Genomic DNA, 14,826 nt, shown 5'->3' with positions numbered 1-14,826 from the left:
GGGTAGCGCGCCGGGGTGAAACCGGCGTCGGCCAGCATGTAATCGAAACGGTCCCAGATGACGATGTTTTTGGCCGGAATGCCGCCCCGCTTCAGCCAGTCGATCACGGCGTCCACCACCTCCAGGTGCGTGGCGATAAGTCCGGCGCCGACCGGGTTGACCTTGATGCCGATGATGTCCTTGTTGTCAAAAAAATGTTTGAAGCTCTTGACCAGCGACTTGCCGGTCAGGGCGCGGATCCCCTTTTCGAACATCCCGGCCACCACCTTGCCGTCCACTCGCTCCTCATTCATGGCCCGCGGGTCGGCGACGGCGACGACCTTGCCCGGGAAAAGGCCCGGGAGGGAGTTCTTCGTGCGCGGCACGGCCAGTGCTTCGTCGATGTTAGTCTTGGGCTTGGCCGGAGGTTCAGGTTTGGTCGTTTCCTGCCCGAACAAAGGCGGCCTGCCCAGCAGCAGTCCGGCGCCGAGCAATGAGCTGCCGCCGATTTTGAGGAAGTCGCGACGCTCCAGTTTTTTATCCAGCTCCAATGAACGATATCCTTTTTTCTTCATCTGCCGCCTCCACGTAAATCATTCCATTTATTCATTATAATCATCCCGCTGTTTTGCGCAAGACACTGGTACGCCCATTGCGGGCGTTTGGTTCAATCCACTACTTCGCGTAGCCGACGGGGTGGTTGAGGAAGACGTTCTGGGTGTCGGCGAGCTTGAGCAGCTCCTTGATCCGGGCCTTGTCTATCAGGGCGCGTGGGACGGTCTTCAGGCCGGTGGCGGCGCAGAACAGCGAGATGTTCTGCGAAACGATGCCGGCGTCGAGGGCGCCCCATTCGAATTTCCGCTCGGGGTAGCCGCGCGTGAAGCGATCGCCATCGGAGACCAGCACGATCTGGACGGGGGGAATGGACGGCGTGGGCGGAGGTGGAGGCGGCGGGACAGGAGCTGCGGCTGCTTGCGGGGCTGTCGGGGTCACTCCAGCCGGGGCGGAAGTGGCCGGAGCGGGGGAAGTGGCCGGCCGCGGCGGCCGCGCCATCATCAGCTGGGAACGGAAGTCGCCGGCCAGCACTGGAAGCAACTCATGTTTGGGGGAATCGTAAAGATATGCGCCTTCCTTGGTGAAGACATAGATGCGGATGTCATGGGCATTCATCGCCGAGGGGGCGGTGCTCTTGTTCTCGGCCGGGCGGCTCATGCCGTCGGCGGCCCACAGCAGGTCGGAAAGGTCCTGCAGGCTCAGGTCCTTCTCGGCGAATTCGCGGACCGAGGCCCTGACCGCCAGCGCCTGCATGAACGGCAGCCCACGCTTCAAATCGGGCGGGTTCAGCTTGATGGCCTGCAGTTCGGCGGCGACCAGAACACCGGCGAGGGACAGAATAAGCGCCAGGGTGACGGCCGCGGCAATGGACCTTGTTTTTTCTCTCGTTTTGATCATTTCAACCTCCAGATCTTATTTCAGATATCAATTATATATCTTAACCTGCTTAATAGGCATAGCCATACAGGCCAACGTGTCTGCAACCGAATACCTACGACTCTTTGAAAGTCAATTTGGCCAAACTTTTATTTCAACACGCCCCGACAAAGCAAGATCTTCGAGAATCTGCCTTAGATCACTTTCAAAACCTTGGGCTAATTTCGAGTCTATTGTCACGGAAAATTCAATGCCAATCTTTAAATCGGAGCCATTCCGAAGCTTGGGCAACACTTTTGTTCCCAATCGATTCCAAATTTCAGGAGGGACGTCTCCTACAATGTGAAACGTCCTTGTTTTTGATCCTGGTGGCGGTTCCACTGCAATAGTTTTATCTGGAGGAGTGAGAATACTTGTGGGTGGAACAGGACTTGAATCAGAACCAGCCAGCGGTACGATTTCCGGAGTAGATTTGAGTTCTTTCGCTTTGGCTTTCAATAAAAGGAAAACACCGGATTCGAAGGTGATTTCCGCCGGGTCTATTGATTCGGAAAACAATATGCGTTCATAAGTTCCATTTGACTTTTGCCCGGAGGCAAGTCCGAAGTCTCCTTTGGCAACAAACTCGACGATCTTAATACGCAAGGTAGTGTCCGGATCAATTAATCGTTCTAAAGAACCGTTTAAAAAGCTCTGCCTCAAGCCTGCCAATGGCCAGGCGCCTGATTCTTTTAATGCCGGCGGCCATTTGCGCTCGATGTAGCCGACCCCGACAGTCTCGTTAAGCAGTGCTTGGGATTTTAAAGCGGTAATCACCCGGCCGCATAAAGTTTCAGCACTGCTGGAGTGCCCGGCGCCAAGATCGATCGCCTTCAACTTGTCCTTTTCCTGATTATCGGCAAGCACTACAAAGCGATATACGCCCCATACTTCTTCTTTAACCGCGGTCTCGGCTTCGGTCACCTTCGAATGGATCTCGGCGCGATCGGAGCGCTCAAAATCACCACCCAGCGTTCCATCGACAATTTCTTTGGCCACACGCTTCCAGGCCAGCCAGAGTTCGACCTTGTCGCGAAACTCCCGGCCCGGTTTTTTTAAACACCAGACAAGCGATCCAGGGTAAAGGCGCGGCGATTTGCCTCTCTGTCTGGTCCATTCCGCGATTTTTTGCCGTAAAGGACCGCCGCTCGACCATTCATTATCCGGATCAGCAACTACAAGAGTAAGCCTTGGACTATCCTGGATATCCGTTCCATCCGCGGGAAACAGAACAATAGGGATACTTGCTCCACGCTCGAATTCCTTTTGGATGATCGAACGCATGGCAGGTTTGACCTCAGTCTCCTCATCAAGGGAAGCCCGCCGATCATTGACCACTTTCTTCATGGTCGGTTGATGACCGATCCTGAAACCGTCCGAGCCGATGCGGCGAATGAAATATGATTTGTCTTCCAGGGCAAATACGGCATTGTCGACCGATGTCGTATCCACTTCCGGTTCGCCAAGAGCGAAACGCAACTCCGGCAAGTGCGCCATCTTGTCTGTTTGCCCTCCCGATGATTCAAAGAGAATTGTCGTTCCCACACGGCGATGGATATCTTTCAGAGCCCCTTTGGTATCGGCATCCAAGGCACGGGCATGCGAATGGGCTCCAGATATGTCGGCGTCAATGGCAGCCACAAGCCGAGATTCCCCCAACTGCCCAAGCACCACACCGCGAAACTCGGACACTTCCAGCGGAGCGGAACCAAGAGTAATCAGCGGCTCCCGTCGAGCCTCGGTAAATCCCGTGCGATAGGCCCAGGAAATCCATTGGGCCAGCATGGCCAGCGTGCCGCGTGTCTGCTGGTATTGCGCAAGGGCCTGCCATTTGCGCTGGAACACCGAAAGCGTTGCCGGATGGAAAGGATAGCAGGCTTCGAAACGCTTCTGAAGGAACTCCCTCGCCTTAGCTTCGGTCGCTGCACTGTCAACGGCCGTCCATTCGGCCGGAAGTTGGGCACGCCGTTCAAAACACCAGTCAGCATATATCTTGGAGACGTTTTTGCGAATACGCTCGCTGCCGATATCCTCAAACAAGCGACGGCGAACTACCTCGCTAATCTCAGCTTCATCATTTGCAATAAGGTCCTTGGCCACTCTGCGGACGACTTTGGTGATTTTGTCCTGCCACTGCATGTCCCAGTCGGTCATTTCGACCTGGCTACGGGGCAGGCTGATAACCGCCGCGCTTTGGGTGGTACCGGTTGTAGCCACGGTTAGATTCTGTATGAAAGCATAAAACTGATCAGCCATGCCGCGATGGCGGTTCATGAAATTCAGCACTTCATCAAAAAGCAGGAGCACTGGTCCGTTGGCCGCCTTGAAAACACGGGCTATGGCCTCTGTACCCGGCGGTATGGTTTTGGCTGTGGTTCCATTGCCGACAAAAGCAGCCACTTTCGCGGACGGTACGGATTTAATGCCGGCGGCCGAGATCAAGTCCTCAACCCCGGAATATTCTTTTGCTTTTTCCGCATTTGTAACGAGATGATAAAGGGCCGTGAGCGTATGGGTTTTGCCGCCGCCAAACTGGGTGATTAGCGTCATCACGGGGGCGGTATTCGTAGTCTCCCCGGAGAGCCGGCGCAGAACCATACCTGAATGCTCAATAAGTGCTTTAGTAAAACAGGTCCGGGAGAAGAAATGCTTGGGTTCGCAATAATCCTTCGGGGCAGTTTTTGCCAACACTTGCTCCAAATGGATGGCAAATTCATCCGGATTGAATGAACGACCCTCACGAACTTCCTTACGCGGTGTGGCGATCTTATACCATGGTTCCATTTCAGACTCCCTAAGTTTTTTCTTTGCATCCTTGAGCAATCTGCTTAATCACGACGGCGTAATCCACAATTTGCTTGTTGACTATTTTCAGGTCATCCACAAGTTCACGGTAGTGCGAGTATTCTTTTTGGATCTCCTGCGGACTCTTGCCGCCGTTCTCCTTGATGGCTTTCTCATACCAATGCCGGAACTTGGCCTGCCACTTCGTCAGATGGGGGCGCAAGCCAAGATTGAGCGCGTCGATAAGGAGACGGATCAACTCCTGAGTGTCTTTGCTATTGCGTAGTTTCTCGGCCGGAATCTCCTTCGCCAGACTACGCATCTCCTGAAATAGGGCGTACCAAGAGTCGTAAACCTCAACAATGACATCGTGATCCTCGTCAAAAGGAAGCCCCGCCTTCCGCGTCACCAGTTCCACCCACGCTTTGTGGGCAACTTGCACGTCCTCGTGGCTTGGCCTAATCTTGACTTTACCGATACCGCCAAACTGGACTTCTGCATCCACAACTGACCAGCCCTTACACTTCGTACTCCTGCGCTGGATATAGATAAGCAATGTTACGATCCCGACTAGGAGAAGTACCAGGAACACCGGTCCAGCATTTATAGTCAGTCCAAAATTGTCGCTGACCTTCACTTGAAGGAGGTCTTTCCACGTCATGAGAGGTTCCTCCCCATTTTCTCCCGTTCGTTGTATATTCTGGTCTTGTCCCCGCTCTTCTGAATTGCGGATTCAATCGCGGTCTGCAACGCTTGGGGATCGGTAACCCAACTGCCGAGCCAGTGGGCATAACCGCTCTGGATATTATCGTGCAGTCGGGCGGGGACGATGATTTTCCCCTGCTCCTGTGTGGCGGTCGGCAGGGCGATAGCCAGGAGGGCATGTTTGTGGTGAAGCGTGGAATGAATTTCCCAATCAACGTACTTTCTTTTCCACGTTTCCGCACCACATAGAACTATAGTAATTGAGCTTCCAACGATATGTTCCTCGCGGATGGTCCGGTTGACGTACTCCGCGTCGTCACTACGAATTCGACCATCCAGAGAGTTGTCATAGAAAATCTCGTAGCGCTCCGCAAATAGTTTGGTAAATTCATTGAACCAATGTTGGTCGCCGCTATGATGATAACTTATAAACACTTTTCTTTTAGTCCCATAGTACATATCACGCCTCCTCATCAGCCATCCAGTTTCGGATAGTGTCAATATTCCACTGGGCAGCCAAAATCTTGAACTTGGACAGGAATACGGGATCGCTGGCATACGCGGCGTTCTTGAATTTCATTGCGCCGATTTTCTTGCCCATATCCCAGGCCTTTGTCATCTCCCATTCCAACCAACCATTGGGATCCTTCCAAGAGTTGTCGGAGACGAGCAGAATGGCCATACTGGCGCGGTTAATCATGTCGGAAAGCTTCGACTGGATATAGCCAACGCTTAGGGATTTTACCGGATCCTTGAGTGACTCGTCATATGCCATTGCACCCACATACTCATTCCCGATCATGGCTCGGAACTGGTTGACCTCCCAGATGTCATCATGCAGAAAACTTAAAAAGATACGCTTCATTATGGCAATCTCCTTTACCTTGGTACAGCCAGTAGCATCGCATCTAGAAGTCTTTTTTCTTCGCTTCCTTTCGGATAAAGTGCCGACAAAGCATTCGCCAAGCGCAAGAAATCAGAACCACGATCCTGCTCGGCTTTGATAAGCATCCGAAGTGCATTTGCCTGCCCGCCCGCCTGAAGCAGCATCGATGCATGGACACGATCTAAAGTTGTTGCCCCTACTTTTGACGCAGATTCTGCAGACATATCGAAATTTATTTTTCCTCTTTTCTGACTAAGAATCTTTGGAGTATGCGCTCGCTCCAATTCAGGGAATAGCCGAAGTTGGACAGGCATTGTAGGATCTTGATAAATCCAGTCTGTAGCAACTTTAGCTCCATCCTCGCCAAAGAGCTGCTTTGCACGTTCAGAGACAGCCATAAGCCGCACCGTTCCTTTCTTTGTCTCAATTATCCGATTTTCCCACTTAGGGAGTTCGATGCCAAGGGGTTGTGCGAAACGACGGACTACGTCAAAAATCAAACTGAAGCCTAGGGTATTCCCTTTAGGAGCGGCTTCTTCGTCTTCCTCATCACCTAACTCCTCCACTGATTCCTCATCTGGTTTCCCAGAGGAAATATCTTTCCCATTACTGGCTTGGAGTGTCCAGAGGAAAAGAGCAGTGAGACGAGCATCTTCTTCCAACACGTCCGCCATGCCATTTCGAGCGTGAGCCTCAGTTGTTCCTAACACCTGTTCTAGTGCTGACCGGCCAACAACTTCCCAAACTTTCTCCAGAAATTCGGCTAAAGCAACTTCTTTGCCTTCAGCAGTTTCTACTTTTCGGTAGCGGCTAAAGATTTCTAATGCAGGGCCAATGCAAGAGAACACCAAATCTGCTCCACGGACTCCCTCACCTTGAAGCCGTTCCATCCAGTCACCAACACGCTTTGGTAGTTCATGCAGTACTCCTGCCCAGTCGCCTACATCTGCATCCTCGGGCCGTGGGCGGCATATCAAGTGTATGCTTGCACCTAAAGCGGCTGAGTCCCGAGCCCTAATGCGACCAGCCCGTTCTGTGGAAACCGGCCAGGATGCGGTAATTTTCCAACCCGAGCCGATGATTCCCGTTAACAGAGCTTCCCATCCTTCTGTAGTTTTATGTGCAAATACTACGCAACCTATTCCAGAGTCTTTTAATATCCGTCGACCTTCTCGTGCTGCCGTTGTCAAACCCTTCTCAAAACGTTCTCGAGCTGCCTTCGCATTACCATCCGAAGCAAGATATGCTACAAGCTCTTCTTTTTTTGGTGTCAGTGTTGTTTGGAAAACTGATGGAAACTCATCTCCAAGGGTACGGCGCAACCAGACATAAAAAAAATCCGATATATATGAATAGGGAATGTTGTCATAGTACGGGGGATCTGTAAACCAAACATCAGCACTTTCATCAGGAAGTGGAGATTCTTTTGCATCAGCCATCTCTACACTAGCAGATTTAGTAACTCCATTGAACCCTTTCTTCAGGCTTTCAAGGATTGAATTGAGTGAGCCATCATAGTTCTCAGCCCAAGGGCCCCAAACAATCGATTCTGGGAATGTCCACGTGAATGGAAGTGAGGGAGTCCCAAAAGCAGGCTCTACGCTTTCAACGACATTGTTCCATCGCGCATTCGCATTACAATGACGGGCAAACTTATTAATCGTGAAAGCCAGTAGCTTGCGCAGAGTAGGTGTCAGACCTTTGATATCCCGTAGCGTTTTTAAAAGGATTGCTATTGTTGCGCGCTGTCTCGAAGTATAAAGATCTGCCCAACACAAAACACCATATAACCAAACATTTATCACTCCAAATGGCACTGGCACGCGCTCAATTGGTTCTTCTGGTATCCAACTCAATCCCAATGAAGCACATTCTTTTGCCAATGAATTCGATAAATCTATAGCTCGTTTAACAGCTTTATAATCAGATGGGACCGCATTCCGATATTCCCGGATTATCGATCCGGGTTGAACAGTTATAACCGCTATTATTCTAGCACCTCCAACTCTATCCCCCGTTTTGTCGAAGATTGCTTCACATCCGCCCTTCTGTGAACGAAGTTGTGCTCTAACTCTATCTGGGGAGAGCACCGTATCACAAGACAGACATTTCGCTTTTGCGCGGGTAATATTAGCTTTAGGGACATCCGAGTCTTTCTGAGGAATAAATACTTCAAGTGCAATCAAAGCTGGGCTTCCGGCAATCGACTTAGAGACTGAAAACCTTAAGGCTCGACATTTTTTAATTTTTTTACATAGCCAGAATGATCGAATCAAAGGGATTTCTGCACCACAATTTGGAGATTCACATCGGACACTACGTGCCCATAGAAAGGCCACTGGTTGTCGTCCATCTAAATCTTTCGGATAAAGATCTGCTAATTGCGGTTCTGCAATGGCCTTCAGTTTTGCTCCTGCTTTTTGAAGAGCGTTTCCAATGTCAGTGTCTCTAGGAACTTCCTCTAAGATAGTCTTAAGGATTAATACTGAAACTGGGTTAAGGTCACTTGCAAAGGAATCGCATCCAAGCCTAAGGGCTTCAAAGGGAATCGAACCTGCCCCAGCAAAAGGATCGGCAACAAGAACTTTTTTTTTATAAGATGCTGAGATTAATTCGAGAAAAACTTGAATATGTGTTGCAAAAACAGCAGAATTTGTATTGGCGAGTGTACCAACAAAGTCTAGCATTGCTTGCCGAAGATCACGATCATTCTTTCCAATCTTTCCCACAATTCGTGGCAGTATTTTTCGCGCAATATTCTTGAAAGTCTCTGGGCAAGCCTGATCGCAGGGGTCAGGTAGTAATAATGCGGCAAGAATAGACCGACATGCAGACAATGGCCTTTGTGCCCACCAAGGGTGGAGTGTTGTCGTTGGCTTAAATCTCTGATATTTATCGCTTCCAGAGAATGTGGATACAACTTTTATAGGAAAATCGACTTCTGCTAATCGCTTACATTCTTTGGGGATCATGATTTCATTCCAGATAATCTTAATATATGGCTTTCATCAAAGAATGGTATTTGATCATCTGAATATCCGAAGTTATGATAAAGTTTAGCTACTAATTCCCACAATAAATTACTCGGAAAATCCTCAATTGAAATTTTTTTTTCGATGATTAAGCGCTCTCTGCCAAAAGGTTGCGGCCCATATTTATGGCCCGCATCATAAATTGCATCACTATACCCCATTATGTTGGGGGCATAAGGAGCTAAAAAATAGCCCTTAATATTTTGTAGATAGAGCTTAAAACACACGTTTTCAATGGTGCCATTATTTTTAGAAATTTGAATTAATCGGCGAATCAATTCAATAAAATTTGCAATTGGCTCAATCAGTGCATATGGATAAAGAAAAGGATTCTTGTGGCCATTTCCTGTTCCACTATAAATTCTAAAAAAAGAATCGTCAATTTTCACCCAAAATTCACATTGTCCATTCCAAAATATTCTTAAATGTTTATATTCAATATTTTCTCTGAATATGCCATTTGAATTCTTTATTAAAATATCGGTCATAGAGACATCCCAGCCATTCTGACGAAGTTGTGGAGCTGATTGCATTAAACTTTCTATCTCATGTTTAGCATTAATTAGCTGGACTCCATTAACTGGCAGGAAAGTAGAAGTTAATCGATAAAATGGATTAGTTCCAATTGCATCTAAAAAATTTTTATCCGTATACTCATTCCATATTTCCTCTGTTTGAATCTCAAATATTCTTCCATCTTCCAATAATTCTTTTTTTTCTTTAATTATCAAACTTTGCTTGTCTTGACTCTCAATATGCCGCTTGATTTCATTGATCCGAGAAAAGATTAGATCTCGTTGAAATTCTTCTTGAATGTCAGAATAACTCATCAATTTATTCACATCTTCATATCTTCTCCAAAAAAAATGTTGCTCTTTCTTGGGTCTCCCCAAATGTGGTTTTAAATGGGATTCTTCAATATGACATACTAAGATCGTCTTCCCCCTAACTTGAATACAGCTGATATCAATACGAGGTAATCTTGGTTCAATTCTTTCTAGACATCGATCAATAATTGATTTTCTTTCGGCTTCTGGATTTGGCACCTCATTAATATTTGCGGCTCTGCGTTCACCATCTTCTGCAATTCCAATAAAAACATATCCCCCCATCGCATTTGCAAGACCGCAAAAATCCTTAATCAACTCATAAGTTCCATCATCATCATGTTTATAAGGGATTGCCTTGAAATCGAGGAATTGATTTTCTTGAATTTGCGATGAAATCAGATCTTCTATATCTTGCGGTTGGAATTCAGAAGTTGGTTTGTTATTAAATATCATTCTAACACTCTATGTTTTTTTCAATAGATTTCTTTTTCAGTAGTAACTCTAGCTTCTTCACGCATTGAAATACATCTAAAAATACATTCGCTAATTTGTAATACATTCAATCACCTTATTTATTACCATTAGACCCCTTTGGCCCCTTTGTGACCCCTTTCCGCTTGAAGGAAACCAATGGCCCCTTTGGCCCCTTTATGGCCCCTTTAGACAATATATAAACTGTCCCCTTCCCAGTAATGCCAATCTTCTCAAGAATTCCTTTTTTAGTTAGGTCAACTAGGTCACGGTGCGCAGTGCGTTTTGCTATTCCTAAAAGTGATTGATATTCTGTATTCCCGATGCGACTTGCAGTCTTGAGGTGGGTCAAAACTTGCTTCTGACGATCATTGATGCTCAATGACGCAATGACATCTGCTGTCAGCCAGTCCCGCCAGATGGTGACAACAAATTGACCGGCTCGCTGCTCGAAATCAGGCTCTGGGATGCCGGCTTCTCGGCATCGTTCAATCATATCCAACGTACCAGTCCCAGCTTTATCAATATACCCAGTAAGGAACAAAGGATCGGCAATTAAGGGATTTCGTGGAATAGAAGCATGCGGTTTCCGTAAACTTTCAGGGGTAAGCGTGGGAGGGAGTTCTCCAGGATTAGAAACTTCCAATCTGTCAACAAACAGCATAACCTGCACACTCTCATTACTTTGATAATTACGGTGGGCTACAGCATTTACTATAGCTTCGGTAACTGCTCTTTTTGGCAGCTCATATTCTACAGGTGCCTGGGGACTTTGCTCTCGAGTACCAACCCTTCTTGCAATCTTAGACATTACAAAATCAACTGCTTGATCCACTAAATCAAAAGTAGTGCCCTTAAATATCTGGTAAGAATGAATAGGATTCTGAATCTCGGTACCATGAAAGTGCATGCACTTAATTTCCGATGTTGGGAAAAACCGCTGTGGGTTTTCACTAAAAAGAAGGACAGCAGCATTTGAAGGTCGATTGTTATCTAAAAGATTGAGATGGGCTAACGTTTTCTCTTGATCACTTTTTACTGATAACCCATAATTACGTTCGCGCTTTGCTGTTTCCAAAAACCATTTAATATTTCCAAGAGGGAAAATACTAAAAGTTGCCCGAGGGCAAGCCGCTGCATCGAATGGTAATTTGCGAAGATCTCCGCAGTTTTCCATATACAAAACAAGGGCAGAAAAAATCTCCGCTGTAAGATCGGGAATACCGATAATTTTATGACGGATGAGTTGTGAGCCAGCTTTTTTTATTAATTGAAGCATCTTGGGATGCCTCAATTGATCATCAGTCCCTTTAATAAAAATCAGCCGCTGCTTTCCTTTCAATGTCGCATGATCGAACTCTCGTTCAGTTGGAGATTTGCCATTGGAATTTTCCAAACCATATTCATTCCCGAATAGCCCCAAATATACATCACTTTGCTCTACCTCTTCTAAATACACATCATCAGGGTTTCGATCTTGAACAGGAAGATCTTCGAAGAGAAAAACTTCAAAATAACGTCTTAGCAACGCATTTCCTTCCACAAAATCTTTTATTGCTCGGCGTTCTAATGATAATTCTTTCTGCACACTACTTACAAAAATGCACTTACTGTCAATCTTCCACTTTTTTCTCATTGAACTTTCTTGATGATTTGTAATTGATCATCTTGTTTCGCTATCTGTTTTGACATCACATTAATATCGAGCCAATAATGTTGAATTTTTATAACTTCCTGCCAGGGGAACCTGGCCGGATCACGAACCGGTTCCAAGAGAGTGGGTTGTTCGGAACAATTTGTAACGATGTAAAGCCAAAAGCAATCGCGGCGGTCTTCGGCAACGCGCCGTTCGTTGGGCGTAAGGAGGATCGTTCCCGCAGGCGCAGAAAGGCCTTTTACCTCGATAAGTCTTAATTCACCGGAATTGAGATCAAGGCTGGTGATGTCATAGCCTAAATTCTTTTCATGAACATCAAATACCTGCCGGCCCTGGCCTTTTTCATGTTCGAGCACTACCTTCATTGCGGTTGCTTCAGTTTCAAGATTTTGATGCAGCCGCTGAATTTCCGGAGCTCCACGCTCGGGGTGCGGCAGTACAAGGATGCTGGCAATCCGGTCTACGGCTTGCAGGGTAAGCCCACATTGCTGTTTGAGTTCCTGGCGGCGCCGCTCTCGCCGTGAAAAAAGATCGGCATGCCTGTTTTCCGCTTGCGCCAAGCGCCCGTCGGCGCCAACCACTCCTTTTTCAATCTCCTCGTTGGCCCGGCCGATTTCCTCATCCGCTTTTTGCAATAATTCGGTCAAGGATAGCTCGACATGCTCACTGATGCGCTGCACTTCGGCCAAACGCTCGTTACGGTTCGTGAACCACTTGCCCAAGGCCATCCACTACCCGGGCCCGATAGAAATCGACACGAGCGGGGAGTTCATGCTGCAAAGAATAGTAGCAAGCGCCCTTGCCGAAAACAGCGCTGGATTTTTCGCAAACGTATCTGCGCAGGGCCTCAAAGAGAGGATGCCCGGGAGTGATCCATTCAAGACAATTCTTCTCGGCGGTATCGCGGTCGGTTGAACAGCGCGGATACTTGGATGCCAAGGCGGACAGCTTCCAATCGGATTGTCGGTCAAAGCGCTGAAGAATGACCGGAATCCGGGCCGGCTCAAATGTGTGAGACAAACTTTCCACCATTTTTAGTTTGAGCGGAACATATTGCGCCGCTTCGCAAATAAACCGCGATATGGTCTCCGGAACTACCCGGTGCTCCTGGGCCCGGGCACGCCGTTCGAGCAGCATGGCCAAATTGAGCTTCTTGGAAGCCAGCCCTTCCAGAGCGTTCTGGCAAATCGCCCGGAAATGTCCTTCATCTACATTTTCAAGAAGACGATCCTCAAGATCCGCGTCACCGAGCTTGCCCGAATAATAATCGCGAAGAATTCGCTCTATATGCGCAACCGGAAGCAATTCGCCAACCACGTTGAAAACCGCATCATCATCCAACGCATTGCGGATTTCCTGAAGTTTTTCCAGCAGTCGCTGCAACACTCGACCCTCGATCGTGTTGGTGGCCACAAAATTGAATATCAGGCAGTCTTTTTTCTGGCCATAACGATGGATGCGCCCCATGCGCTGCTCCAAACGATTCGGATTCCAGGGAATATCATAATTAAAAAGGATATTGCAGCATTGCAAATTGATCCCTTCGCCGGCAGCTTCGGTAGCGACAAGGATCTGGATCTCCCCATCCCAAAACTGCTGCTCGGTATGGATACGCGTTCCCGGATCATCACGGGATCCCGGTTTCATGCTGCCATGGATAAATCCAACCTTGAATCCCCATGACCTTAATTTTCCAACAATATAATCAAGTGTATCCCTGAATTCGGTAAAAAGGAGTAAGCGCGTACTTGGATGATCGAAAAAACCCTGCTTTTGCAGCAATGTCTTGAGTTCAGCAAGTTTGGCTTCGCAATCCGACAGCTCAATAGTTTTTGCCCGCTCGACAAATTGCCGTAGTTCGGCTATCTCTTCGCGTATTTGCTCCTCGTTATTGGAGAGGGAAATCGCTTCGATGATCGCTTCAAACCGTTCGCGATCGTCTTCCTCCATTTCCTCGAGCTCTTCCGCATCGGGGATGTCCGCCGGGGCATGGTTCAATAATTCCTGGGCTTTCTTAAAACCTTCTTCCAATCTGCGGACGCGGTTTTCCAGACTGTGCCTCATGGCATAGGTGCTGGAGGCCAGCCGGCGTTGATAGAGAGCCATCAGGAATCCAACCGCCCTGGCCCGCGGATCGTCGCCTTGAGCCGACGCCTTGGCGCTCTGTCTCTTGACCATGAGTGAAATGTCTTTATAGAGCTCATACTCCGCGCCATCGATCTTAAAATCGACGGTGTTGGTAATTCGCTTGGTAAAAATCTTTTTTGCCGCCCAGGTGCCATCCGGCTGCTGTTCGGGGAAATAAACCATCGCTTCCTTGGTGCGGCGCAAATAAAATGGCGCCCGGCGGCGTTCCATGGCTTCATGGATGGAGCGGACATCCGCGTAGGCATCAGGATCCAACAACTGTAAAAACAGGGAAAAATTTTCAGGATCGCCCTTATGGGGAGTCGCGGTCATTAAAAGATAATGGTCCGTAGTATCGCGAAGAAGCTCTCCGAGGGCGTAACGGGCCGTTTTTCGGGAGGGAGGCGACCACGACATGCGGTGGGCTTCATCGACGATGATCAGATCCCAATGGACCTGTTTCAAGCCAGGGAATATTTCGGTGCGCTTGGCCAGATCGAGCGAGGTGATGACCTTTTTCTGTTCCAGCCATTGATTGACCCCGAACTGATCGCGAATATCGCCGCCCTTCATGACCAGGAATTTTTCGGCGAATTTTTCCTTCAGTTCCCGTTGCCATTGGAAGGCGAGATTTGCCGGACAGACAACAAGGATTTTTTCGGCAAGCCCGCGCAATTGAAGTTCGCGGATGAGCAGTCCGGCCATGATGGTTTTTCCGGCCCCGGCATCATCGGCAAGGAGAAAGCGGACAACCGGTGTCTTCAAAAAATGATCGTAGATCGCTTCCAATTGATGCGGCAGAGGATCGACTCGGGAAATGGAAAGGCCGAAGTAGGGATCGAATTCCCAGGCGATGCCCAATGAATACGCCTGCAAGCCTAAACG

11 protein-coding genes are annotated in these 14,826 nt (G+C 48.3%); all 11 read right to left on the bottom strand.

Features of this window, described 5'->3' with window-relative positions; translation table 11 throughout:
* Nucleotides 1–554 (bottom strand): hypothetical protein (locus NTW95_08405; GenBank protein MCX6557431.1); only part of this gene is annotated, 554 nt, incomplete at its 3' end.
* 100 nt (nucleotides 555–654) lie between these two features.
* Nucleotides 655–1,431, bottom strand: a complete 777-nt coding sequence (locus tag NTW95_08400; protein ID MCX6557430.1) for a SagB/ThcOx family dehydrogenase — start codon at nucleotides 1,429–1,431, stop codon at nucleotides 655–657.
* A 111-nt stretch (nucleotides 1,432–1,542) separates the two neighbouring features.
* Nucleotides 1,543–4,233, bottom strand: coding sequence for a DUF499 domain-containing protein (locus NTW95_08395; GenBank protein MCX6557429.1), 2,691 nt, complete (start codon nucleotides 4,231–4,233; stop codon nucleotides 1,543–1,545).
* A gap of 10 nt (nucleotides 4,234–4,243) precedes the next feature.
* Complete coding sequence (locus NTW95_08390) at nucleotides 4,244–4,894, bottom strand: hypothetical protein (GenBank protein ID MCX6557428.1); 651 nt, start codon at nucleotides 4,892–4,894, stop codon at nucleotides 4,244–4,246.
* On the bottom strand, nucleotides 4,891–5,397 hold the full coding sequence (locus NTW95_08385) for a TIR domain-containing protein (GenBank protein ID MCX6557427.1): 507 nt from the start codon (nucleotides 5,395–5,397) through the stop codon (nucleotides 4,891–4,893). Before NTW95_08385 ends, NTW95_08390 begins: the two co-directional genes overlap by 4 nt.
* A 1-nt stretch (nucleotide 5,398) precedes the next feature.
* Nucleotides 5,399–5,803, bottom strand: coding sequence for a TIR domain-containing protein (locus NTW95_08380; GenBank protein ID MCX6557426.1), 405 nt, complete (start codon nucleotides 5,801–5,803; stop codon nucleotides 5,399–5,401).
* Nucleotides 5,804–5,817: 14 nt separating this feature from the next.
* Nucleotides 5,818–8,796, bottom strand: a complete 2,979-nt coding sequence (locus NTW95_08375; GenBank protein MCX6557425.1) for a DUF1156 domain-containing protein — start codon at nucleotides 8,794–8,796, stop codon at nucleotides 5,818–5,820.
* Nucleotides 8,793–10,139, bottom strand: a complete 1,347-nt coding sequence (locus NTW95_08370) for an ATP-binding protein (GenBank protein MCX6557424.1) — start codon at nucleotides 10,137–10,139, stop codon at nucleotides 8,793–8,795. The genes NTW95_08375 and NTW95_08370 overlap by 4 nt, the downstream gene beginning before the upstream one ends.
* 115 nt (nucleotides 10,140–10,254) lie before the next feature.
* Nucleotides 10,255–11,793, bottom strand: coding sequence for a DUF4062 domain-containing protein (locus NTW95_08365; GenBank protein MCX6557423.1), 1,539 nt, complete (start codon nucleotides 11,791–11,793; stop codon nucleotides 10,255–10,257).
* The gene (locus NTW95_08360) at nucleotides 11,790–12,494 is read right to left on the bottom strand and encodes a DUF3883 domain-containing protein (GenBank protein ID MCX6557422.1); all 705 of its coding nucleotides are present in this window, start codon (nucleotides 12,492–12,494) and stop codon (nucleotides 11,790–11,792) included. The genes NTW95_08365 and NTW95_08360 overlap by 4 nt, the downstream gene beginning before the upstream one ends.
* A gap of 16 nt (nucleotides 12,495–12,510) precedes the next feature.
* Nucleotides 12,511–14,826, bottom strand: a 2,316-nt coding sequence (locus NTW95_08355; protein MCX6557421.1) for a helicase-related protein, incomplete at its 5' end; no start/stop codon positions are given.

Source organism: Candidatus Aminicenantes bacterium (genome assembly GCA_026393795.1).
GTDB lineage: Bacteria > Acidobacteriota > Aminicenantia > UBA2199 > UBA2199 > UBA2199.
The sequence above is the reverse complement of the archived record's forward strand: the minus strand, read 5'-3'. Positions and strand labels throughout refer to the sequence as shown.